Below are 21,443 nucleotides of genomic sequence, written 5' to 3' on the forward strand. Positions count from 1 at the left end.
TGAGCTCGACTGCTGCCGCCGAACAGTGCTGCAAGCCTGCCGGCACCTCGTCCCGTGAAAGCCATTTCGCGTCCCTGTCGTTCGTTCCGAAGACGGCGTGGAGTTGTCGGAAAACTCTGCGCCGTGCGATCAGTTGAGTTGCGTTGTGAAAAGCTCCCTCGGCAGCTCCAGCTTCACCTCGACGACATCGCCCGGCATCAGCCGCGCATCTTCGGAGGCGGGCATGCTCTGTGGTTTGCCCTCTGGATTGCTGCGATGGATGATGATGTCCGCGGGGGCGTGGCGGCGCACGAGGTCGGACTGCAACAAGCCGGCGTAGAGGAGTTTCTGGCCCGCCGAGCGCAGCCCCGTCCGGGTGGTTTCCAGCTCGAGGCGGGCATCCTTCAGGGCTTTGAGCAGGGTCACCTCGCGCTCGGCGTCGAGGGTGTCGTAGCGGCGCGCGAGCCCGTCGCGCTCGACGGTCGCGCGCAGCTTTTCAACGGTGGTTTCAAGCTGCTGGCTGCTCGTCAGCAAGATGGCTCGGCGTGCATCGCTGATGCGCGTCGATTGCGCGAGGCCCTTCTTGTCCAGCTCCTTCAGATTGTCGAGTTCCGCTCGGGCTGCCGCCAGTTCAGCAGTCTGCATGTCGTCCCGCTCTTCCAACGTGGCGATCTGGCGCTCGGTCTCCTTGAGGGTCTTGGCGAGCTGCTCGCGGTCCAAAACGTGATCGGAAAGGTCGAGAGCGAGCTGCTTTTTCTCGGTCTGGAGGATCTGGGAGATCAGTTCAGGGTCGACGGGGACGGTGGGGATGTCCGTGTGCCCGATGTCGTCGCGTCCCTGCAGCTCGGCTTCGAGGCGCCACACGGTTGCCTGCTGATGCGCAAAGGCGATCCACAAAGCTGCGTAATCGGTGCGGGCGTTCTCCATTTCGATGAAGGGGTCCGCCTGGCGCAGCCGTGCCACATCGTAACCTCCGGCCAGCGTCACGGCCTGGCGGACCGTGAGGTCGGGGCGGTACGTGACCTCGCCCGGTTTGCCCACATCGCCGTGAACGTAGACGGGGCGGCTCGCAACGAGATCGAAGAAGACGTCCTCTGCCGTGATCGATACGACCTGCCCATTAGGATTTTGTAGTTTCGGACGGTAACTTTTTCCCGGTGCATCGTGTTTCAGCCGCGCGCGCACCTGTGAGGGCGAAAGCCCCGAGACTTTGATGTCTCCAAAGAGAGGCAGTGAAACGACGCCGTCTTCTGCAACCGTGGTGCGCCGTGTCAGATCCTGAACGCCGGTGACGGTCATTTCTACGGTGTCGCCCGCTTGCAGCGGGAGTTCGTCGGCCGCCGATACGGTGCTGATCGAAAGCAAAAGAATGAGAACAACTAGTTTCATTAGCTTTCTCGGCATATTTAAACTTGTGGAGAAAGTGCGGTTTGGCGGGCGCATTCCTATTCCGCTCAAGTTTCACTTAAAGAGGATGTTGACAGGAATTCTAACAAATGTCTAACTGAAATTAGAAAAATGTTAATCTTTGAGGCTGGTGCTGTCGATGAGCGAGCTTTCGGACTTCGAGTTTGCCTCGCGTCCCGGCAATGCGTCTGTCAGTCCTGTTGCCGTGCAGGAGGCCGCGATCCTGTCGCGGCGAAGGCCTGTCCTCGTCAGGGGAGAGGTCTGTGATGTCGATGTTGGCGAGGGGAGCCCTTATCTCCTTGCCTCCTCCAAGCGGACGGCCGACATTGTTTTGGCTCTCGCGCTGATCGCGCTCTTTCTGCCGCTGATGGTGCTCATCTACGCCGCGGTCAGGATCACGAGCCGGGGGCCGGTCATCTTTCGGCAGGAGCGAAGCGGTCTGCGAGGGCAACCCTTTCAGATCTACAAGTTCCGCTCGATGTATTTCTCGATCGGCGAGGATTTTCGCCAGGCCGGTCGCAGCGACGGGCGCGTGACGCCGGTCGGACGGCTTCTGCGCATGACGAGCGCGGATGAGCTTCCACAGTTTTTCAACGTGCTCTTCGGCGACATGTCGATCGTGGGACCACGCCCCCATGTCGCGTCGCTCGATGCGGCGTATGCCACGCTCGTGCAGGGCTATCCTGGCCGGTTGCAGGCGCGACCGGGCATCACCGGGCTCGCCCAAATCCGCGGGCAGCGGGGCGAGACGCCGACGGTGGAGGTGATGCAAGAGCGCGTCAATTCCGACCTGGAATATGTGCGCGAAGCTTCGCTCCTCCTCGATACCCGCATCCTCGTCGTGACCATCATCTACGTGTTGTTCAGCAAAGATGCGTACTGACCCTCTCTCCATAGTCGGGGCGCAGGAGACGCCCGCTCAATCCAGCGTCGAAACCGGTGCCGGCAGTCTCCTGTGGATGCTCGGCCTCCTCGTCCGGCGCAAATGGGTGGTGGTGCTCGTCGCCGCGGTCGTCTTCATCGGGATGGCGGCGGTGATTGCGAAACTGACGCCTTCCTACCGCGCCACGGCTCTCGTCCTGCTCCCTTCCGTGCCGGTTGATGATCCGCGGACGGCCGAGGAAAAGACCGTCTCACCCATGCTGCCTTCCTTCATCATCGCGTCGGAAGCGGCCGTTCTGGGCAGCGAGGAAGTCGCCCGCAGGGTCATCGAGACGCTCGATCTCCAGGACGAGCCGAGTTTTGCCGAGAAACCGTCCTGGCGAACCAGGCTGCGGAGCTGGAGCGCGCGCTTCTTCGGAGAAAACGAGGTGCGAGCCTCGGCCTGGAGTGCCGACGAGCTCGAGCGGGACCGGCTTCTGCAAATCTATATGAAGAAGCTCTCCACCTATAATGACGGGTTGTCGACGGCCGCACTGATCAGCTTCACCTGGAGGGATCCGCATCTCGCCGCAAAAATCGTCAACGCGCACGCGGCGGCCTATATCGGCATGCAGGTCGAGCGACGCACGCTCGCGCTCCAGCATGTCGTCGACCTTCTGAGCGCGCAGATGCAAGAGCGCCGTGCGGAGGTCGAAGCGGCGATGGATGCGCTGGCATCGGCTCAAGCCGTATCGGGCGGGAACGCGCCGCTTGCCGGTTCAGTCTTCGGTTCAGGGGCCGGTCCGGTGGCAGGTTCGCTCGGAGATTCGCTGCCGGATCTCCAAAGCGATCTCGACAGAGCCCGGGGTGCGCTGGCGCAGACACAAAGCCGGCTTGTCGAGGCCACATCGAGATTGCACGACGGCCAGCTGCAGAGCGCCGATTTCGTCGCCGACGATGCCAAAGTCGTGTCGCGGGCTTCTGTGCCGACGCGCCAGATCTTTCCCAAGGTGGCGCTTTTCCTCCTCCTTGCCGCCATCGTTTCCTTCGCGGCTGGCCTCGCGGTCGCGATGGTGGTCGATCATCTTGCAAGCCGGTGGCGGCGCAATGCCGCTCAGGTCGAAGGCATTGGTCTTCCGATCTTGGGGACGATCTCGCTCAACGTCTTAAGCCGCCTTCCGTCGAACCGGGGCAGCCGTGTGAGGTTCTGGGAGGAAATCCGTTTCGTCCGCAACCGCCTGCTTCATGACAACGGGAAACCCACGCGCGTGGTGCTTGTCGTCTCGGCGATGCCGCGGGAAGGCAGGTCGCTTGCCGCGGTCGCGCTCGCTCAAAGCTTCGCGGCGACGGGGAGAAGGGTCCTTCTGCTGGATGCCGATCTCCGGCATGGGGCGGGTGACCATGCGGCCGCGCCATCGGCTGGGAAAACCGGGCTCAGCGATCTTCTCGGTGCGTATGGCGGGAAGGGACGAGCCGGGCTGCGTGACGCGATCATGGCGGTCGAGGGGACCTCGCTTCATGTTCTCGCTGCCGGGAGTGCTGCTGGAAGTGACGCAAAGGCTATCGATGCTCTCGCGTCGCCGGTCTTGCCGAAGCTCATCGAAGTCCTCAGACGTGACTACGACGTGATCGTCATCGACAGTCCGCCTCTCAACGTGGTCTCGGACGCGACCTCCCTCGCCACGCTCGCCGATCAAACGCTGCTTCTCTGTCATATCGGGCGTTTCTCGCCGGATGCCGTCGACCAGACGATCACGCTCCTGCGCGCCTGCCGCGCGGAGATCTCGGGTGTCGTTCTGACCGGCAACAGCGTTTTCGCGAAAGAGGGCATTTTGCGCCATGGCGCGCCGGTTCCGTCGCGGGCGCAAAAGGGGCTTACGAGACTGCGCCCGACCCTCGCGGGCGCCTCGCTCGTGAAGGCTTATCCTTCCCCGCAGCCCGTTGGTGGGGCATCCCTGCCGGAAGCTGCGGCTGCCTCTCCGTCGTAGAATGAGAGCCGGGGGTCCGCCGCGGCCTATAAGCGACACTGGGCGGGGAGGGGCTTCCGCCGGAGCCTCGCCCAATAGGGTGTTGCCCAGCGGATCTGCGCCTGACGGTTTCGGGCCGGGCCGGCTCGTTCCCGCTTCTGACGGGTCTGCCTCTGACGGGCTTCTCGGGCGCGCCTTGCTGCAGGTGCAGGTTCTGGCGCTGATCGGCATCATGGCCGCGCCGGCGTTCACGAGCGCGGCCGGCCATCTGCGGCTCGGCCTTCCGGCGGGGGCTCTTGCCGTTGCGGTTTTCTTTCTGCTGCGGGGCGATATGAGGCGGTATATCGCCTTCTGCCTCTGGCTCTTCCTTCTGACGCCGTTCATCCGGCGGATGGTCGATTTTCACGCCGGCTTTCTCGATTACAGCCCTCTGCTGCTTTCGCCTTATGCAGCGCTCGCCCCGTCTGCCGGCGCCCTTGCCTTTGCCATGGCGAATCTCCGTCACCCGATGTCGGCCGGGCTTCTCCTCGTTGTTGCCGCTGCGGTCTATGGGCTGATGCTGGCTGCTCTCAACGGCCAGTTTCTCCCTGGCGCCTATGATTTCCTTCTCTGGGTGTTGCCGGCGGCATTCGGCATGTTCGTGGCGTGCAACCCCTCCTGGGTCGGAGAGCTGCGGGGCGATCTCACCGTGTTTTCGCTCTTTGCGGGCATCGTTCTCGGCCTCTACGCGCTCTATCAGTTTCGCTACATGCCCGGCTGGGACGCGCTCTGGATGAAGAAGACGCTCATGCCGACGATCGGCGAACCCTATCCCTATAAGGTTCGCGTCTTCGCTACGATGAACTCGCCCGCATCGTTGGCCTTGTTTCTGCTCCTGCCGCTGTCGATGCTCATCGTTTCAAAAGACGCCCTGCGCTGGGTCGCTTTGGCGCTCGGCTTCGTGGCGCTCGGCCTCACGGCGGTGCGGACCGCCTGGGTCGGCATCTTCATCATCGGTGCTTATTGTTTTCTCCTCGGCTCAGGCCGCATCAGAACCTCGATGCTCGCGCTCGCCCTCGTGCTCGTGGTGGTGGCGCCTATGGCCCTGTTGAGCGACCAGGGGGCGAGGATCGTCAGTCAGCGGATCGAATCCATGCTCGATGCCCGCTCCGACGTCAGTGCCAATGAGAGGCTCCACGTCTATTCGGCGGCGTTCGAGGAGATGGAGCGGCACGTTTTCGGCTCCGGTCTCGGGGGATCGCGGGCAGATCCGGCCACCAAGAGCGGCGTTCAGGCGATGCAGATCGATAGCGGCCCGATCGCCGCGATGCTGGCGGTGGGTGTCGTCGGCGCTCTCGTTTATTACGTCGGGATCGGCTTCGTCGTTGCCTTTCTCTTCGTTCAGGGCGCCGCGTTGAGGGCGGAGGAGAGGGCGCTCGTTCTCGCCTCGCAGGCGATCGCCGTGTCCTATCTCGTGATGAGCCTCCTGATCCCGGCCACTTTCGGGGAGCATGGGGTCGTCTTCTGGTTCATGCTCGGGATGGGGGTGGCGCAGATCACGGCTGCGCGTGCGAGGATGCGACTGCCATCACAGGATCGAGCCTCGCTGGATGCCGGCGTCGTGGCCGGCCCTGTCGCCGCCACCCTTCCCACGCACCCCTGATCGCCGCTTTCAGTCCGGAATCGATGGTCGGCAGCGCGCCGCCTGGCGGCCTCTTACAGATGGATGAGCCGATCACGCAGATAGCGGAGGTCCGCAAGGGTCAGATAAGGACGCGGCAGAGGCAGCTTCAGCGAGATCTTGATCCCGATCAGGATGAGGGTGAGGCGGAGAAGCGTGACCGCGAGGATCGCCCAGGCCGCTCCGAGTGCGCCGTCACGGGAGGCCATGACGTAAACCGAGACCAGCATGGCCGCAAAGCATGTCGCCTCCACGGCGGAGACATAGCCCGGGCGGTTCAAGGCCTGGAAGAGCTGCGCGCTGATATTGGCGAGGCCGAAGATGATCGCCTCGGCAAGAAGGACGTGGAAGATCGGAACCACGGGCGCGAATTCCTGGCCATAGAGCAGCACCAGGAGCGGCGGTCCCCACCACATGCCTGCCAGCCAGGTGATCAGAAGAAGGGCAAGGGCAAAGCGAAAGGTCTGGTCGAAATGGCATTTCGCAATGTTCGCTTCGGCCCTCGCCATCTTGGAGAGGAGCACGCTGTTGATCGGCATGATCCACGCCATGGCGATGCGTGAAAAGCTGAAGGCGATCACATAGAAGCCGAGCTCGGCGGGAGCGACGAGGCCGATCAGGATCAGACGGTCGGTATATTCCGCACAGGTGGTGACGATGTCGGCGGGCCCGGCGCGCAGGCTGTAGGAGAGCATCGATCGCGCATGGCGTCGAAAATTGCCTCGGGCGACGCCCATGCGGACCAAGAAGGCCGGAACCTGCGTGACGAGAGCCAGGCTGATCCCCGCAATCGACGCCAGGACGGCGGCTTGCCAATTCAGGTCGGCGAAGCCCAGCACTCCCATCAGCGCGAAGAAATAGAAAAGGTTGGGAGCGAGGCGGCCGTAATTGTTGAAGGTGAAGGCGCCCAATCCGATGAGGACGCAGCACAGAAGCGCCTGCGAACCGCCGAAGATAGAGGCAAGAGCTGCGATGCGGGCGTAGAGGATCGCTTGCTGATCGTACTGCGTCATCAGGTGGGGGATCGCGAGGAGCGCGGCCGTCAGAACGAGGCTTCCCCAGCCGGCCGCCAGCACAAAAGCGATCTGCGCGATCCTTGCCCGGTCATCGCGGTTCTTGGCCACATGATAGGTCGTGGCGGCGCCGATGCCGGCCGTGGAGATCAAAGCCAGGAACTGCGTCCAGAGCACGACCGCGGAATAGATGCCGCGACCGTCCGGCCCGAGCAGCCGCGCGGTGATGATGCCGGTGACGATATTGACGAAGAGGATGGCGGCAAAGGTCGCCATCGATTGCATGACGGCATAGATGGCGGTGGGTGCTTTGAGGATCCGGCCCGGCAGATGCAGGAGGCTCGCGGCGAGAATGGCGCGCATGGATGGGGCGGCCGCGGCGCCATCGCCATTGAGGGGCGCGATGTCGACGGCCGCGATGTCGGCTTTCGCCTGATCGGCTCCTACACCCACAGGGCGGGCTTTCGGGTGCATTCGGACCCGTCTTGATTGGCGGTGCCGGGATTGCCTTTGATGAGAGCCGGGTTCGCCTGTGACGAGTCCGGCCGAGAGGCCGCAAAGAGGCCCGGATGCCAGCGCCGACCCGAGGTGGTTTCTTCGCAGGCGAGCCGCATCCTGCGGTCGCCGAGAACCCTCTCGTAGATCTCGGCAATACGGGCCCGGAAGACGTCCGGCGAAAACTGCTTCCGCGCGATGCTCGCGACAAAAGAGGCAGGTACGTGCTCTTGCTGTCTCAGGACCGCGAGCACGGCCTCGGCCACGGCGTCCGCGTCGTCCCTGGGGACGAGAGTGCCTCCCGTCTCCGTGCAGACGGCCTCGCGCACGCCGCCGATATCCGTGGCGACGACCGGTCGCCCCACGATTTGTGCCTCGGCGAGGACCATGCCGAAGGATTCGTTGCTCGTTGAGGTCAATGCCACGACATCCATCCCGGCCATCCACGATGGCATGTCGGCCTGAAAGCCGGTGAAGCTGACGCGGCCGCGCAAGGCCGGGGTCTCCGCCATGCGATAAAGACGCGTTGCGTAGTCTTCCTTGTCTTTGAGGGCGAGCGGGCCGACGACCCAGAAATGCGCGTCGGGCTCTTGGGCTGCGATCTTCTCGGCGGCCTCAAGGAAAATATGCTGCGCTTTTCGCGGCTCGATGACGCCGAAGATGCCGATATTGTAGCGCGCGTCTTTTTCGACGATCGGCGCGGCCGGGCGTGCTCTGGCCGCCTTTTCGATGAACTCCGGATCGACGCCGTTCGGGACGATCTCGATGCGTTCGTGGGAGACGCCGATCGTCTCGAGAAGTTCGCGGCTCGCTCCGGAAACGCAGATGAAGCGGTCCACATGACTGGCGGTCCAGCGGAGCGCGAGGCGGTGCTGTGGTTTGATGGGCAGGACTTCATGCACATGCATGACGACCGGAATGCCGAGGCGACGGGCGGCGGGGAGCGCGTATAGCGCACCGACAGGGTGGTGAACGTGAACGAGCTTGATCTCTCCGGAGGCGAGCAGTCGTCCAATCTGGCGGCTGCCGGCGCGCCAGGCCTGGAGATAGTGCCATAGCGCGAGAGGGTCCGAGGTGGCGCGCATCCGCTCGAAGCCGCAATCGGCAAGCGGGATCGAAAGCGAGCGGGCCGCCGCCGCAAGATCACCGCCGCCGGGGCAGGCGAGGATAGGGGAATAGCCGTAAGGCTCCATTCCTCGCGCGAGCGTCAGGATCACGCGCTCGGCGCCGCCGAGAAAGCCGACGCGGCTCACATGAAGAACGGCGCGCTCTGCACACATGCTGGGACCTCTGTCTTCAACCCTTGGCGCACGGGCGCGGACCCGTGCCGAGCGTCGGCTCAGAACGGCGTGCCGTTTGGCTAAGTTTTTAGATGAAGACGGAATATTCTTGGCGCAGTCAATATAGAATGCTAATTAAATTATAATTATGCTAATTCCTGGATGGCCCAGGCGCTCGAATGGCGGAAAGCCGTCGCAGAGCGGGTGCTGCGGCATCGGGCCTGCGGTTGGGGCGCACATGCGTGGTCGCTGGGCCGGCCGGGCCGTCGTCTCCTTCGGGAGCGGCAGGGCGAGGGGTTTTCGGGTCTGGAGGGAGAATGCGGGTTGCTCTGATCCACGAAGCGCTGACCGTCTACGGCGGGGCCGAAAAAGTGCTCGAGGAGCTGATGCGGATGTTTCCGGAGGCTCCCGTCTTCGTTCCGCTCTACGAGCCGTCAGCGTTTCCTGAGATTTTCCATAAGGCCGATATTCGTGCCACTTGGATCAACCGGCTGCCGCTGGTGCGGCGCCATCACCGCGCGCTCTTTCCCCTCTATCCTCTGCTGATGAGCTCGATCGACCTTTCCGGCTACGACCTCGTCATCAGCAGCTCTTTCAACTTCGCGCACAACGTGGTCACGCCACCGGAGAGCTGCCATGTGTGCTACTGCCATTCTCCGCCCCGCTTTCTCTGGGATTACAATGCCTATGCCCGGCGCGAGGGCTTTGGCGTCTGGAAACGGCGGGTCGTGGAATCCATGCTGCCGCGGCTTCGTTCCATGGACCGGGCCGCGGCGCAGGGGGTCGATTTCTGGGTGAGCACGAGCACTCTCGTGGAACAGCGGATCCGGAAGACCTACCGCCGTCGCAGCACCATCATCCCCCCGCCCGTCGATGTGAACGAGTTCCGGCCGGGAAGTGGTCGTGGCGAGTACTTCCTGCTCTTGATGCGTCTCGTCGGTTGGAAGCGGCCCGATATCGCCGTCAAAGCCTGCAGCGAGCTCGGCGTGAAACTCGTCGTGGCCGGTGACGGCCGGGAGATGCGGCACCTCAAGGCCCTTGCCGGGCCGAGTGTCGAATTCGTCGGTCGCGTGGACGGGGAGGCAAAGGCCGAGCTTTATCGCAATTGCACCGCCCTGATCCTCACCTCGGTGGAGGATTTCGGCATTACGCCGCTTGAGGCGATGGCCTCCGGGCGTCCCGTGATCGCATTGGGTGAGGGGGGCGCTCTCGACACGGTCATCCCCGGCGAGACCGGGGAGCTGTTTGACGAACAGACCTGCGAGAGCCTCAAACGGACCCTCCGACACTTCAATCCGGAGCGCTATGATCCTGCTTTCATTCGCCGGCATGCAGAAATTTTCGACAGCCGCCAGTTTCGGACAAAGCTGAACAGCTTTCTCGGTCGCTCGGTCCGTCTCTATTCTCGGAGGATGAGCGAAACCAGTGTCGCCAGCGTCGATGAGCCAGACCTCGGCGGCAGTCCGAAGGCGAGTTCTCCGGACTGGCAAGCGGAGCCTCGGTTTCCGGCGCGAATGCGCCTTTGAAATTTGTGTACCGGCAGGTGTTCGATAGTCATACCTTCCGGTCACGCAAAGAAACCGGAAAGTTCCCTTAGAAAATGCGTCGTATTTTAATCCATTTTGCAAGGCATCTTGTTATGCTTATAATTTCTCCATATAATTTTCGCAGGTCATTGCTTGTAGGTGAGGGGTTTATGCCGTGTCGCAATATCTCCAATGGCGAAAGCTGTGAGCAATGCCGTTTCTGGGCGCGTCAAGGCAAAAAATTTGCCGGCGAATGTCGTCGTTATCCGCCGCATTATGCGGAAGGCTCGCTTGGGCGCCCGCTGGAGTTAAAGCGGGTCTATCCGATGGTGCCGCCGACGGATTGGTGCGGAGAGTTCCGGCCGAGAGTGGCGGAGCTGCTTTAAGCACGGATCGCGCTTCGGTCGGGGCTCGGGCGCCGACATGTCGAGGCACATTCGATGATCACACCGCTGTCTCCGGAGGTCGGCGGTGCGCGATTTCGGGATGCGTGATTTCGGGGATGCCGCGCAGAGGCCGCTATGGGCGCCGATCGTTTTCCCAGATCGTGTGGATGCGATGCGCGCTTGGTGTCGAGATCTGAAACAGCCTTGCCACTTCGATCTGTTTCATGCCGCGATCGAAGGCGGCATAGACCGCGGTCTTGCCGAGGCGCGTCAGCCGGTCGCCCTTTTTCCAGGCGGGGTTGAACGCGCTGAGGTCGACAGGACTCGCCTGCCCGCCCGGGCGGAGTTGTGCGATCGCCTCGTCGAGCGCAGCCGCCGCGGCGAGGCAATAATCGCGTTGCGCCTCCAGGTATCTGACTTTCGCCTCCGGTGAGAGGATTTCGTATTCAGGCCTCTCCAGGAACGGCCGCATCATCATGTTCGAAATTCTCCCTCCGGATTGCTGATCGGAGACGCCAGGTGGCCTGCCGGGCGTCCCGAATCGTTGCTTCCCAGCCTAAATCTTGTTCATGGTCGCACGAATTTCTAGGGCGATAGGATAAAATTGCGGCGTCTACTGCTACATTTTGTTGACTTTTTCTATTTTCTTGATGTGATGCCAAGCTAAGGAATCCGCGACCCCTGCCGTCTCGGACCGATGCCGCTGCAGATTGAAGGTGTCGAGGATATGTTGGCGTATCGGGGCCTCTTCCTTGTCTGTGCTGCTGTCGGATGCTGGTTCGCCTTGTATTGGGTGGTGGGCTGTGCGGCATCGGCAGAAAGCGGTGCGTGTCAGGTTCCGGATTCCAGGCGGATCGCCATTCCGTTCGAATTCGCGCGGACGTTTCTCTCTCCTTTCTACCTTGGCTATGCGCTGAATGTCGGTGTCCTCGTGCCGCAGGTCGCGGCCGATCGAATTGCCCTCATGCGCAGCGAGGCAGGGAGCCTCATCGAGAGAGAGGCAGGTGTAGACCGGGTCCTGCTGCGCCGGAGTGGGTGATGTCGTGTCACCTTCGCTGGCTGAAGATGCCATTCACATCTGGACCTGGCGGCTCGACGGCGATTTCCTGAGTGCGTGCGGTGACTGGCTCACCCCTGAGGAGAGAGATCGCTGCGCAGATCTGTCTGAGCCTCATGCTCAGATCCGCTTTGCCGCGGCCCGCAATGGTCTCCGGTTTCTGCTGGCCCATTATCTCGGTGGCGAGCCCTCGGACGTCGTTTTGAAAGAAGGTCGGTTCGGGAAGCCTTGCCTGGGCTTGGACGCCAGCCTGGCGTTCAATCTCTCGCATGCCGGTGACATCGCTGCCGTCGCACTGTGCCGCGGCGGTGAAGTGGGGATCGATATCGAGGCGGAAACGGCGGGGCATATCGAGCTCCGCAGGATCCTCTCGGCGGAGGAGGAGCGGCAACTTCACCTGCTCGGCCTGCCGCTCGATCGTTCCGTTCTGCTTCAGATCTGGGTCTGGAAGGAGGCGGTGTTGAAGGCGTCGGGCCTCGGCCTGACGGTCGATCCCGATACAGTCGTTCTCACTTTCGACCGGCAGGGGCGCCGGCTCCTGGCGCGAAGCGGTGCGGTTCCAGATTTCGGCTCCTATGGGCTCCGGAGTTTTGTGCCGGTGCCGGGGTTTGTCGGAGCCGTGGCCGTGACGCGGGAAGGTCTGCGGGTGCTCTCTTCCTCGCTTTGCCGCGCACACCTGAACGGGGCATGCCGGATGTGGCCGGACGGGGGCCGGATCAAGGCCTCATAACTTGCCCGGGCCGCCCTCCGTGCAGCCCATCTCCAGAGAGATCCGCGATGCCGCATTGCAGACCTGCCTGACCAGCTCATCCTGGCGGGCCTCGTCGAAGCGGTACATGGGCAGCGTGATGGTGATGGCGCCGACGGGGCGGTGCCGAAGGTCGCGTACGATTGCAGAAATGCCGCCTGCATCTTCCGAAAGCTCGCCGCGATTGATGGCAAAGCCGCGCATGCGGATCTCGTCGATCTGGCCGCGAAGTGCCTGCGGGTCGGTGATTGTGTGGGGCGTATGGCGCGGCAGGGTCTCTGCGAGGATCGCCTCGATCTCCGCTTCGGGCGCAAAGGCCAGAAGCAGCTTGCCCGAGGCCGTGCAGTGGGGTGCGTTGCTTTGGCCGGGCCCTGCATAATGCGTAATCGCGTTGGTGCCGATGACCTGGTCGAGGCTGATCGCTTCCAGCCCGTTCCAGACGCTGAAGCTCGCCGTCTCGCCTGTGTCGTGCGCCAGGCGCTCCATGTGTTTGTGGGCGATCGTGGAGATGCCGCGGCTCGTCAGGATCGGCGCGGCGATGGCGATCAGGCCGATGCCCAGGATGATGCGTTCGCTCGCCGGCTCGCGCTCCAGAAGCCCCTCGTCTTCGAGCGTGGCGACGACGCGTGAAATCGAGCTTTTGTGGAGCCCGATGCGGCGCGCGATCTCGTTGATGCCGATGCTTCCGCCGGCCTGCGACACGCAGCGCAGAACCTCCACGGCGTGCCTTGCGGCGGCAACTCCGGGACGGCGGGCGGTCGGTTCTGCTGAATTCTTAGGCATCGCTGCATTCTGACCTTTTCGAGGCATCTTGTGCTTGACCTCTGTCAGATGAAAGTCAATCATAGCTAAACGCAACAGCGTTGCGCAATGCGCAACAACAGGAAACGATTTGATGAAGGCCAAAACGGTATTCCGCGAGGTGGTGCGAGAACTCGAGGCGCGAGGCGCCCTTGCAACCGTCTCGCGGCAAGTTGATCCCAAGCACGAACTGACGGCTGTCATGCGGCAAATGCAGAAGGGCGAGAACAAAGCGCTTCTGTTCCGTTCCGTTGCCGGTTCCGACCAGCAGGTCGTAACCAATGTCTTCGGTTTCCGCAGCCACGTGGCGGCTGCCCTCGGTCTCGAAGAGGCCGATCTGCTTTCTTCGCTCGTCCAATTGGAGAACCAGCGTCTTCCGACGGAAAGAGTAGACGAGGCTCCCGTTCAGGAAGTCGTCGTGGCCGGCGCCGATGTCGACGTCTCCCGCGATATTCCGCAGGTGGTGTTCTCTGAGCTCGATGCCGGGGCCTATCTGACGGCCGGTGTCCTGATCGCGCCGCATCCGGAAACCGGCGTCTACAATGCGTCATGGAACCGTTGCCAGCTTGTTGGCGGCGACCGGATGCGCGTGCGGATGATGCCGCCTCAGCATCTTGGCCGCTATCATCAGGTGGCCGAGGAGAAGGGGCAGAACCTCCCCTGCGCCATCGTCATCGGGGCGCCTCCGGGGGTGATGTTTTCCGCCGCCTCCAAGGTGCCGTTCGAAGTGGACGAGCTCGAGGTGGCCGGCGCCTGGCAGGGCAGCCCGTTGCGCGTCACGCGCTGCAAGACGATCCCCGTCGATGTACCAGCGGATGCGGAGATGGTGATCGAAGGGGAAGTCATCGCCGGCGTGCGCGAGGATGAAGGTCCCTTCGGCGAATTCACCGACGGTTACGTGCCGGTGATGAAGAACCACGTCTTCCGTGTGACCGCCATCACGCGGCGGCGCGATGCGATCTATCATGCGATCCTCGCCGGCGGCACCGAAGATCTCAATCTCGTCGGCGTTCCGATCCAGACCGAGATCTACAAAAAGGTCTCGTCCTTCGTGCCGCGCATCCGCGACATCGCCACTCCTGGCTATGTCTTCGGCTGCGTGATCTCCATCGAGAAGAAGAGCGAGGATCAGTCGAAGAATGCCGTGCTTGCGGCTCTTGCTGCCTATTCGTGGACGAAAGTCGTCGTTGTCGTCGATGAGGACGTTGATCCTTTCAACGCGGCCGATGTTCTATGGGCAATTCAGACGCGTGCGACGCCCGATACCGGCGTTTACGTTTTTCCGCGTGTGCCGAGCTATACACGCGAAGACGTGCGGGAGGTGCATCGCGGCAAGATCGGCATCGATGCGACCGTGCCGCTGCATATGAAGAAATTGTTCGAGCGACGACGCTTTCCGGGAGAATCTGACGTGCGTCTGGAGGAGTATATCGATGGCGGGTGTTAGCCTTGAGAATATCGGCGAGGCGATCGACCATCTGGTCACGGCGCCCATGTCGAATTGGACGATCCTGAAAGGCATTCCGCTTCTGAAGCTTTATGCGCGAGCCCGGGAGAAAGCTGGCGGGGAGGCGGTGACGCTCACGGCTACGCGCCTTCTGGAGAATCGCGTGGGGCCAGGTGACCGGGTCCTCGTTTTGAGCGGCTTCATCATGCGAGATTACGGGCTGCCGGAAACGGATGGGCCGATCGGCGCGGCCGTTCTGGCGCGCGCCCTTGCAGTCGGTCTCGGCGCCGTACCGGTCGGTATCTCCGAGGCCTCTGTCGTGCCCTGCATGGAGGCGTGTTTTTCGGCTGCGGGTCTCATCCCGGCGGCGCCTGAAAGCCTCGGATCCGGACGCAATCGCTGCGCACTCCTCGACTTTCCTGTCGATGCGGCCGAGGCGGAGCGCGCGGCGGCCGATATTCTCGACCGCTATCAGCCGAAAGCCGTCATCGCGGTCGAACGGCCGGGCGCCGGCGCGGACGGGCATTATCACGGCGGCGGCGGTTTCGAGATCTCTGGCTTCACGGCCAAAACCGACGTTCTCTACCGGATGGCACGCGAGCGTGGCATCGCCACGATCGGTATCGGCGATCTCGGCAACGAGCTCGGCATGGGCACGGTCGCCGACGAGGTCCGGGAATATGTGCCTCTCGGCGAGACGATCGCCGCCGAACAGCCGGCCGACGTGACGGTCGTCGCCAATATCTCCAACTGGGGCGCTTACGGGATTGCCGCCTGTCTCGCCGCCTCGACTGGGCGGGAAGCCGCTTTCCACGATGGGCGAGAGGAAGAGCGGCTGATCGAGGCTTGCGTGCGCGCAGGCGCGATCGACCCCGTCGGCGGGCAGTTCCGGCTCTATGTCGACGGGACCGACGCGCGCACCAATGCGGCCATGGTCGATCTGTTGCGCTCGCTGGTCGTCTTGAGCCGGGAAGGTGCCAACGTCACAGACTATCAGACGTCATGGCAGAAGCGGTGACCGCGGGCTCCGCTCTCTCCAGGCGCCGCGTCGGCCTCATCGTGCCGTCGGTCAATGCGGTGATCGAGCCGGATTGCGCGCGTATCGCCTGGCCCAATGTCACCTTTCATGCGACGCGCGTCATGCTGCGTGAGACGACGCCCGAGGGCCTTCGTCAGATGAACGATGGCGTTGCGGCCGCCGCCGATCTCATCGCTTCCGTCACCCCCGATGTCGTCGCCTTCGCCTGCACCAGTGGCTCCTTCATCGACGGCGAGGAGGGCCTCGCCCGCCAGATCGCTTCGATCGAGGCGCGCGTCGGTTGTCCCGTCGTTTCAACTTCGCGCTGCATCGTCGCAGCGATGGCCCATCTCAACGCGACTAAGGTCGCCCTTGCGACGCCTTATCTCGACGAGGTGAATGCGGCCGAATTGGCCTTTCTTGAAAGCCATGGCCTGACGGTGACCAATCTGCGCGGGCTCGGGCTTTCCGGAAAAGCGATCCGCGAAGTGCCGCCTGAGCGTGTGAAGGAGCTGGTGCGTGATGTCGATACGCCGGACAGCGAGGCGATTTTCGTGAGCTGCACCGATCTGCGGGCGCTCGAGGTCGCCGAGGAGCTTGAACATGAATGCGGCAAGCCCGTTTTGACGAGCAACCAGGTCACATTGTGGGGCGTCCGAAATGCCCTCGGAGGGCTGCCCGCGATCACAGGTTACGGGAAGCTGCTCGCATGACGCTCAACCCGCAAAGCGCCGAAATGTCTGCAACGCGCCTCTACGAAGCGGAGACCTCGCCCGATTTGATCGCCGAGCGGTACGGTCTTGCCCGCGAGGCCGTCATCGACTTCTCCCTCAACGTGAACCCTTTCGGCCCGCCGCCCGCTGCCGTCGAGGCCGCGCAGCGTGCCTGCGGTGCCATTCACCTTTATCCCGACCTCAATTATTCGCAGCTGCGGCGGGCGCTTGCCGCGCGCCACCGTGTCGACGAGGCGATGTTCTTCTTCGGCGCCGGGCTCGACGACGTCATCAAGCTCATTCTACAGGCCTGGACGAGCGCGGGCGACGACGTCCTCGTGCATCTGCCGACGTTTCCGCGTTACGAGCTCGAGGCCTCCCTGCGCGGCTGCCGGATCGTTGCGGTGGAAAATGACGAGCCGGAGCTGATCGACGCGGCGCGGATCGAAAGCGCGCTTGTGGCGCACAAGCCCGCGCTCGCCTTCATCTGCTCGCCGAACAACCCGACCGGCGCGCGTCTCACCCGGAGCGAGATTGCGCGGCTCGCAGAAGCGGCGCCGGAGACCATCCTGGTCGTCGACGAAGCCTTGATCAATCCGGCAGAGGAGGGGGCCGTCGGCCTCGTCGCCAATCACCGCAATCTCGTCGTCCTGCGCACCTTCTCGAAATATTTCGGCATTGCCGGCATGCGCGTCGGTTATGCGATCGCGAGCCCTGATCTCGTGGCCGTCGCCGAGGTCGGGCGGCCGCCTTTCAACATCGCTTTGCCGTCGCTCGACGCGGCGATCGCGGCCCTTTCGGATCGCGAGTTTCTGGCGCGCTGCAAAGCGACTTTTGCCGAAGAGTTCGCGCATTTCCTGACGGAGATCGCGACCGATCCGCGCCTTAAGGTGCGCGGCCACAACGCCAATATGATCCTCCTTGATCTCGGTGGGCGTGATCCTGGCGAAGCGGCCGAAAACCTCGCGCGCCGCGGCCTCATCGTCGCCGACGCCACATCCTTCCACGGGCTTGAAAACGATCACGTCCTGCGCATTTCGCTGCGCTCACGGGCGGACAACGACAAGCTCATCAAGGCCTTGAAGGAGCTGCCATGACCGCCTCATCGGGACAGACCGAGAAAAAGGGGCGGGGCAAGGCGCGCCTGCCCTTCGACAGCCTCATACTGTGCCTCGCCGTCGTTCTCGCCTGGCAGGCGGTCACGTATTTCGGCGATGTTCCCGCCTATCTCCTGCCGCCGCCTTCGGCGATCGCGGAGCGCATCTATTCTGATTTCGGACTGCTCTTCAGCCATTCTCTGGTCACCGCCAAAGAGGTCCTGATCGGCTTTCTTCTGTCGATCGTGATCAGCGTCCCGCTTGCCGCGATCCTGGCGCAGTTCCCACTAGTCGAGCGGATGCTCTATCCGCTTCTCGTCGCCTCGCAGACGGTGCCGAAGGTGGCGATCGCGCCGCTGCTCGTCGTCTGGTTCGGCTTTGGGCTGTTTCCCAAGATCCTGATTGCCTTCCTCATCTGCTTCTTCCCGATCCTGGTCGATTCCCTCGTCGGCTTTCGCTCCATGCCCAAGGAAATCGCCTGGCTCGCCCGCTCCACCGGGGCGTCGCGCTGGAAGGTCTGCCTGCATTTCCAGGTGCCGGCGGCTCTGCCGAACATCTTCGCCGGCGTGAAGGTGGCTTCGACACTCGCCATCGTCGGGGCGATCGTCGGGGAGTTCGTCGCCGCCGACAGCGGGCTCGGCTATCAGCTCATCGTGGCGAACGGTTCGCTCGATGTGACGCTCTCCTTCAGTATCCTGATCGTCTTGAGCGTCATGGGAATGTTGTTGTTTGCCCTCGTCGATCTCGCCGAGCGCCTGGCGCTTCCCTGGCATGTTTCGCAGCGCTCGTGAGGAGACGGTGACAATGGAACCCGCCCTCGATTTTTCCGCCGTCAGCAAGACCTTCACGACATCCAGCGGGCCGGTGAAGGCTCTCGACGATGTCAGCTTCTCCATCGCCGAGGGCGAATTTCTCGCCGTCCTCGGGCCGAGCGGCTGCGGCAAGAGCACGCTCCTGTCTCTCGCGGCCGGGCTGGAGCGCCCGAGCGCAGGGACCGTCAAGACGGCGGGCCGCATGATCGATCGGGCCGTCACCGACATCGGCATCGTCTTCCAGACCGATGCGCTGCTCGATTGGCGCAGCGTCCTTCAGAACGTGATGATCCAGCCGCAAATGCGCGGCCTCAAGACGAGCGAGTATGAAGGCAAGGCACGCGAGCTTTTGGAGCTTGTCGGGCTTGCCGGCTTCGAAGAGAAATATCCCTACGAGCTCTCGGGGGGCATGCGCCAACGGGTCTCCATCTGCCGGGCGCTCGTGCACAATCCTTCGCTTCTTCTGATGGACGAGCCTTTCGGGGCGCTCGACGCGCTGACGCGCGAACAGATGGTGATGGAGCTACATCACATCTGGCTTCGCACGCACAAAAGCGTGATGTTCGTCACGCACGATATTCAGGAGGCGGTTCTCTTGGCACAGCGTGTGCTGGTCATGACGCCGCGGCCTGGTCGAATTGCTGAGATCATCGAGGTGGATCTCCCTCTCCAGCGCACACCAGACATCATGGAGAGTGAGAAGTTCACGCAGAAAGTCGCCCATATCCGCCACCTCTTCGAGGCACATGGTGTGCTGAAGAAGTACTGATATTTGGAGAAGGATCGAATGAAACTCACGCGACGCACCCTTCTTGTCTGCGCGACGGCGCTCGGACTGACCCTTCCCGCGGGGATGACCGAGGCCCTGGCGCAGGACAAAGACCTGAAAAAGGTCACCGTCCGTCTCGCCTTCAACTACAACGGCCACCGTTCGCCGTACCTTCTGGGAGTCGACAAGGGCTTCTATGAGGAAGAAGGCCTCGATGTGGAAGTCCTCGAGGGCAAGGGCGTGACATCGTCCATGCAGCTCGTCGCCAACAAGCAGGACACTTTTGCCATCATCGATCCGCCCTCGCTGATGCTGGGCGCGGCCCAGGGCATGCCGCTGCGCATCGTGGCGCAGCTGTACCAGGTGAGCCCCAATGCGGTGATCAGCTGGAAGGAAGAGAACATCAAGAAGCCGGCCGATCTCGTCGGCAAGACCGTCGCCACATTGCAGGGCGACACGACGACGACCATGCTCTATGCGCTTCTCGCCCGTAACGACGTCGAGCGTAACGACGTCAAGATCGTGGCGACCGACGGCGGCACCCGCAACCAGACTTTCCTGGCGAAGCGCGCCGCGGCGCTGACCGGCTTCTCCAACGATTCCTATCTCGGCATGAAGGCGACCACCGAGGGTGATGTCGACTACTTCATGTATTCCGATTTCGGCATCGACACGATGGGCGACGCTCTTGCCGCCAATACCGATACGATCGAAGAAGATCCGGAAATGATCGCCGCCTTCGTCAAGGCGACCTTGCGTTCCTATGCCTACGCTCTGGAACATCCGGAAGAGGCGATCGAATCCCTGATCAAGCGTTCGCCGACCCGCGACAAGGACGTGGCGGTGGAGAAGCTCAAGGCGACGGCGGAGCTGATGACCTCCGACGTGACCGACGAGCACGGCATCGGCTATTCCGACAAGGCGCGCTTCGAACAGACGCAGGAGCTGATGGCGGAATTCGGCGGGCTGACCAAGACGGTGGACGACGTCTCGGTCTATTACACCAACGATTTCCTCCCGAAGAACTGAAAGAGGTAGGTAAGTCCTCGTGCGCAAGCGTCTCGTCGTCGGTATCAGTGGTGCATCCGGTGTCATTTACGGGGTTCGGGCTCTCGACCTGCTTCGCGAGCTCGACGTCGAAGTGCATCTGGTGATGACCAAGTCCGCACAGATCACGCTGGCGCACGAGACCGACCTGAAAGTGGCCGATGTCCACGCCCGCGCCGATGTCGTCTACAAGCCTGAAGACATCGGCGCGGCAATCGCCAGCGGTTCCTTCCGCACGGAGGGGATGCTGGTGGCACCCTGTTCGATCCGCAGCCTTTCCGAAATCGCCTGGGGGGTTACGGCAGGGCTTCTGAGCCGCGCCGCCGACGTCGTCTTGAAGGATCGCCGGCGCCTCGTCCTCATGGTCCGCGAGACGCCTTTGCATCTCGGGCATCTGCGCACGATGACCCAGGCGACGGAAGCCGGCGCGATCATCATGCCACCGGTCCCCGCGTTTTATGCCAAGCCGCGATCGCTCGACGATATGGTCGAACAAAGTGTGGCTCGCGCCCTCGACCTTCTCGGTCTCCACAACGACAAGGTTCGTCGCTGGGGCGAACCGACGCCGCAAGCCGAGGCCTGAATGTCGGAAGGCGGCGAACACGGGGATGCTGAGCCCGGCCGGCTGGCGGAAGACGCTCTTCCCGACCCCCGCATCAACACGTTTCTCGCTTCGCACCACGTCCTCGCGCTTGCATGCTCGGACGGGAAAGAGGTCTGGGCTGCGAACTGCTTCTATCTATGGCTGCCGCAGTCGGCTTCGTTCGTAATCTTGACCGATGGCTCGACCCGCCATGCGGAGATGATGCGGGCACGAGACGAGGTGGCGGGCTGCGTCGCAGGGCAGCCGGAGAAGGTCGAGGACATCAAGGGCGTGCAGTTCTCCGCACGGGCGACGTGCCTCCCCGACGCCTCTGCCGTTGCCGTGCGGGCGCTTTATGAAGCGCGCTTCCCGGTTGCGAGCAAGATGCCGGCTCCGGTCTGGCTCCTCGCGGCGGACTTTCTCAAATACACCGACAACAGTCTCGGCTTCGGCACGAAAATCCTCTGGCGCCGCGAAGACTGACCGGCTCGCCGGAGATGACATCTCCCTCGACGCAATGCTTCCAAGCACCTCGCACGACGGCGAAGCGCTCGTGCAGACGCCTCCGGTTTCTCCCGCAACCGCGATACGGCAGAAGCGCTGGAGCAGCCCTCGCTTGAATCGCGTCTGCACCAAAAGGTTGTGCATCGGGCCGGGCTGCGCCACCTGTGTCATACGATAGCGCCGCCTCATCGTGCCCGGGCTTCGGCTATCATCCTTATTTTTAATAGAAATGATCGACCATTCATCTCGCGGAGCGAGCTCTCTGCGACAATA

The 21,443-nt window shown here is 62.9% G+C and carries 20 protein-coding genes; 14 read left to right on the forward strand and 6 right to left on the reverse strand.

Annotated elements, in window-relative coordinates:
• Positions 1 to 129: 129 nt before the first annotated feature.
• Positions 130 to 1,422 carry a polysaccharide biosynthesis/export family protein gene (locus tag ACK8CP_RS17670; protein WP_414832689.1) on the reverse strand — a complete coding sequence of 431 codons (1,293 nt, stop codon included), beginning with the start codon at positions 1,420 to 1,422 and terminating at the stop codon, positions 130 to 132.
• A gap of 103 nt (positions 1,423 to 1,525) precedes the next feature.
• Here ACK8CP_RS17670 and ACK8CP_RS17675 point away from each other — a divergent pair, with 103 nt between their 5' ends.
• The 3 genes from ACK8CP_RS17675 (at position 1,526) to ACK8CP_RS17685 (ending at position 5,856) form a co-directional block, all read left to right on the forward strand.
• Positions 1,526 to 2,269: a sugar transferase gene (locus ACK8CP_RS17675; protein WP_414832690.1), complete on the forward strand. Its 744-nt coding sequence runs from the start codon at positions 1,526 to 1,528 to the stop codon at positions 2,267 to 2,269.
• Positions 2,259 to 4,235 carry an AAA family ATPase gene (locus tag ACK8CP_RS17680; protein ID WP_414832691.1) on the forward strand — a complete coding sequence of 659 codons (1,977 nt, stop codon included), beginning with the start codon at positions 2,259 to 2,261 and terminating at the stop codon, positions 4,233 to 4,235. Before ACK8CP_RS17675 ends, ACK8CP_RS17680 begins: the two co-directional genes overlap by 11 nt.
• An 82-nt stretch (positions 4,236 to 4,317) precedes the next feature.
• On the forward strand, positions 4,318 to 5,856 hold the full coding sequence (locus tag ACK8CP_RS17685; RefSeq protein WP_414832692.1) for an O-antigen ligase family protein: 1,539 nt from the start codon (positions 4,318 to 4,320) through the stop codon (positions 5,854 to 5,856).
• Positions 5,857 to 5,909: 53 nt separating this feature from the next.
• Here the strand turns inward: ACK8CP_RS17685 and ACK8CP_RS17690 are convergent, their stop codons facing one another.
• Both ACK8CP_RS17690 and ACK8CP_RS17695 read right to left on the reverse strand, forming a co-directional pair.
• Positions 5,910 to 7,361, reverse strand: a complete 1,452-nt coding sequence (locus ACK8CP_RS17690) for an oligosaccharide flippase family protein (protein WP_414832693.1) — start codon at positions 7,359 to 7,361, stop codon at positions 5,910 to 5,912.
• Positions 7,331 to 8,662 (reverse strand): glycosyltransferase, encoded by a 1,332-nt coding sequence (locus tag ACK8CP_RS17695; RefSeq protein ID WP_414832694.1) that lies wholly within the window; start codon positions 8,660 to 8,662, stop codon positions 7,331 to 7,333. The genes ACK8CP_RS17690 and ACK8CP_RS17695 overlap by 31 nt, the downstream gene beginning before the upstream one ends.
• Positions 8,663 to 8,979: 317 nt before the next feature.
• On the opposite strand from ACK8CP_RS17695, the gene ACK8CP_RS17700 reads away from it, so the two are divergent.
• Positions 8,980 to 10,188: a glycosyltransferase gene (locus ACK8CP_RS17700; RefSeq protein WP_414832695.1), complete on the forward strand. Its 1,209-nt coding sequence runs from the start codon at positions 8,980 to 8,982 to the stop codon at positions 10,186 to 10,188.
• A 519-nt stretch (positions 10,189 to 10,707) separates the two neighbouring features.
• Here the strand turns inward: ACK8CP_RS17700 and ACK8CP_RS17705 are convergent.
• Together ACK8CP_RS17705 and ACK8CP_RS17710 are read right to left on the reverse strand one after the other, a co-directional pair.
• The gene (locus ACK8CP_RS17705; RefSeq protein WP_414832696.1) at positions 10,708 to 11,052 is read right to left on the reverse strand and encodes a hypothetical protein; all 345 of its coding nucleotides are present in this window, start codon (positions 11,050 to 11,052) and stop codon (positions 10,708 to 10,710) included.
• Positions 11,053 to 11,193: 141 nt separating this feature from the next.
• Complete coding sequence (locus ACK8CP_RS17710; protein ID WP_414832697.1) at positions 11,194 to 11,646, reverse strand: hypothetical protein; 453 nt, start codon at positions 11,644 to 11,646, stop codon at positions 11,194 to 11,196.
• Between the two features lie 223 nt (positions 11,647 to 11,869).
• Between ACK8CP_RS17710 and ACK8CP_RS17715 the strand changes: the two genes are divergently transcribed.
• A complete protein-coding gene (locus ACK8CP_RS17715) occupies positions 11,870 to 12,361 on the forward strand; it encodes a 4'-phosphopantetheinyl transferase family protein (RefSeq protein ID WP_414832698.1) in 492 nt (163 codons plus the stop codon).
• Here the strand turns inward: ACK8CP_RS17715 and ACK8CP_RS17720 are convergent.
• Positions 12,356 to 13,162 carry an IclR family transcriptional regulator gene (locus tag ACK8CP_RS17720; RefSeq protein WP_234629170.1) on the reverse strand — a complete coding sequence of 269 codons (807 nt, stop codon included), beginning with the start codon at positions 13,160 to 13,162 and terminating at the stop codon, positions 12,356 to 12,358. The genes ACK8CP_RS17715 and ACK8CP_RS17720 overlap by 6 nt on opposite strands.
• 112 nt (positions 13,163 to 13,274) lie before the next feature.
• Between ACK8CP_RS17720 and ACK8CP_RS17725 the strand changes: the two genes are divergently transcribed.
• Genes ACK8CP_RS17725 through ACK8CP_RS17765 form a run of 9 tightly spaced genes read left to right on the forward strand, consistent with a single transcriptional unit; the run spans position 13,275 to position 21,149 of the window.
• Positions 13,275 to 14,627 carry a UbiD family decarboxylase gene (locus ACK8CP_RS17725; RefSeq protein WP_414832699.1) on the forward strand — a complete coding sequence of 451 codons (1,353 nt, stop codon included), beginning with the start codon at positions 13,275 to 13,277 and terminating at the stop codon, positions 14,625 to 14,627.
• Positions 14,614 to 15,645: a glutamate cyclase domain-containing protein gene (locus ACK8CP_RS17730; protein ID WP_414832700.1), complete on the forward strand. Its 1,032-nt coding sequence runs from the start codon at positions 14,614 to 14,616 to the stop codon at positions 15,643 to 15,645. Before ACK8CP_RS17725 ends, ACK8CP_RS17730 begins: the two co-directional genes overlap by 14 nt.
• A complete protein-coding gene (locus tag ACK8CP_RS17735) occupies positions 15,630 to 16,358 on the forward strand; it encodes a hypothetical protein (protein ID WP_234629167.1) in 729 nt (242 codons plus the stop codon). Before ACK8CP_RS17730 ends, ACK8CP_RS17735 begins: the two co-directional genes overlap by 16 nt.
• A gap of 23 nt (positions 16,359 to 16,381) precedes the next feature.
• Complete coding sequence (locus ACK8CP_RS17740) at positions 16,382 to 17,455, forward strand: pyridoxal phosphate-dependent aminotransferase (RefSeq protein ID WP_414832701.1); 1,074 nt, start codon at positions 16,382 to 16,384, stop codon at positions 17,453 to 17,455.
• The gene (locus tag ACK8CP_RS17745; protein ID WP_414832702.1) at positions 17,452 to 18,246 is read left to right on the forward strand and encodes an ABC transporter permease; all 795 of its coding nucleotides are present in this window, start codon (positions 17,452 to 17,454) and stop codon (positions 18,244 to 18,246) included. Before ACK8CP_RS17740 ends, ACK8CP_RS17745 begins: the two co-directional genes overlap by 4 nt.
• A gap of 13 nt (positions 18,247 to 18,259) precedes the next feature.
• On the forward strand, positions 18,260 to 19,036 hold the full coding sequence (locus tag ACK8CP_RS17750) for an ABC transporter ATP-binding protein (RefSeq protein ID WP_414832703.1): 777 nt from the start codon (positions 18,260 to 18,262) through the stop codon (positions 19,034 to 19,036).
• A gap of 18 nt (positions 19,037 to 19,054) precedes the next feature.
• On the forward strand, positions 19,055 to 20,065 hold the full coding sequence (locus tag ACK8CP_RS17755) for an ABC transporter substrate-binding protein (protein ID WP_234629163.1): 1,011 nt from the start codon (positions 19,055 to 19,057) through the stop codon (positions 20,063 to 20,065).
• Positions 20,066 to 20,084: 19 nt separating this feature from the next.
• Positions 20,085 to 20,666 (forward strand): UbiX family flavin prenyltransferase, encoded by a 582-nt coding sequence (locus ACK8CP_RS17760; RefSeq protein WP_234629162.1) that lies wholly within the window; start codon positions 20,085 to 20,087, stop codon positions 20,664 to 20,666.
• On the forward strand, positions 20,667 to 21,149 hold the full coding sequence (locus ACK8CP_RS17765) for a pyridoxamine 5'-phosphate oxidase family protein (protein WP_234629161.1): 483 nt from the start codon (positions 20,667 to 20,669) through the stop codon (positions 21,147 to 21,149).
• The last annotated feature ends 294 nt before the right edge of the window (positions 21,150 to 21,443 follow it).

Source organism: Afifella sp. YEN Y35, assembly GCF_047553465.1.
In the GTDB taxonomy this organism is placed as follows: Bacteria; Pseudomonadota; Alphaproteobacteria; order Rhizobiales; family Afifellaceae; genus Afifella; species Afifella aestuarii.

Bases quoted from the DNA above. Each gene is read 5' to 3' on its own strand.
- ACK8CP_RS17670 (WP_414832689.1), bottom strand. From the start codon at position 1,422: ATGCGCCCGCCAAACCGCACTTTCTCCACAAGTTTAAATATGCCGAGA.
- ACK8CP_RS17675 (WP_414832690.1), top strand. From the start codon at position 1,526: ATGAGCGAGCTTTCGGACTTCGAGTTTGCCTCGCGTCCCGGCAATGCG.
- ACK8CP_RS17680 (WP_414832691.1), top strand. From the start codon at position 2,259: ATGCGTACTGACCCTCTCTCCATAGTCGGGGCGCAGGAGACGCCCGCT.
- ACK8CP_RS17690 (WP_414832693.1), bottom strand. From the start codon at position 7,361: ATGCACCCGAAAGCCCGCCCTGTGGGTGTAGGAGCCGATCAGGCGAAA.
- ACK8CP_RS17695 (WP_414832694.1), bottom strand. From the start codon at position 8,662: ATGTGTGCAGAGCGCGCCGTTCTTCATGTGAGCCGCGTCGGCTTTCTC.
- ACK8CP_RS17700 (WP_414832695.1), top strand. From the start codon at position 8,980: ATGCGGGTTGCTCTGATCCACGAAGCGCTGACCGTCTACGGCGGGGCC.
- ACK8CP_RS17705 (WP_414832696.1), bottom strand. From the start codon at position 11,052: ATGATGATGCGGCCGTTCCTGGAGAGGCCTGAATACGAAATCCTCTCA.
- ACK8CP_RS17710 (WP_414832697.1), bottom strand. From the start codon at position 11,646: ATGGCATCTTCAGCCAGCGAAGGTGACACGACATCACCCACTCCGGCG.
- ACK8CP_RS17720 (WP_234629170.1), bottom strand. From the start codon at position 13,162: ATGCCTAAGAATTCAGCAGAACCGACCGCCCGCCGTCCCGGAGTTGCC.
- ACK8CP_RS17725 (WP_414832699.1), top strand. From the start codon at position 13,275: ATGAAGGCCAAAACGGTATTCCGCGAGGTGGTGCGAGAACTCGAGGCG.
- ACK8CP_RS17730 (WP_414832700.1), top strand. From the start codon at position 14,614: ATGGCGGGTGTTAGCCTTGAGAATATCGGCGAGGCGATCGACCATCTG.
- ACK8CP_RS17735 (WP_234629167.1), top strand. From the start codon at position 15,630: ATGGCAGAAGCGGTGACCGCGGGCTCCGCTCTCTCCAGGCGCCGCGTC.
- ACK8CP_RS17740 (WP_414832701.1), top strand. From the start codon at position 16,382: ATGTCTGCAACGCGCCTCTACGAAGCGGAGACCTCGCCCGATTTGATC.
- ACK8CP_RS17745 (WP_414832702.1), top strand. From the start codon at position 17,452: ATGACCGCCTCATCGGGACAGACCGAGAAAAAGGGGCGGGGCAAGGCG.
- ACK8CP_RS17750 (WP_414832703.1), top strand. From the start codon at position 18,260: ATGGAACCCGCCCTCGATTTTTCCGCCGTCAGCAAGACCTTCACGACA.
- ACK8CP_RS17755 (WP_234629163.1), top strand. From the start codon at position 19,055: ATGAAACTCACGCGACGCACCCTTCTTGTCTGCGCGACGGCGCTCGGA.
- ACK8CP_RS17765 (WP_234629161.1), top strand. From the start codon at position 20,667: ATGTCGGAAGGCGGCGAACACGGGGATGCTGAGCCCGGCCGGCTGGCG.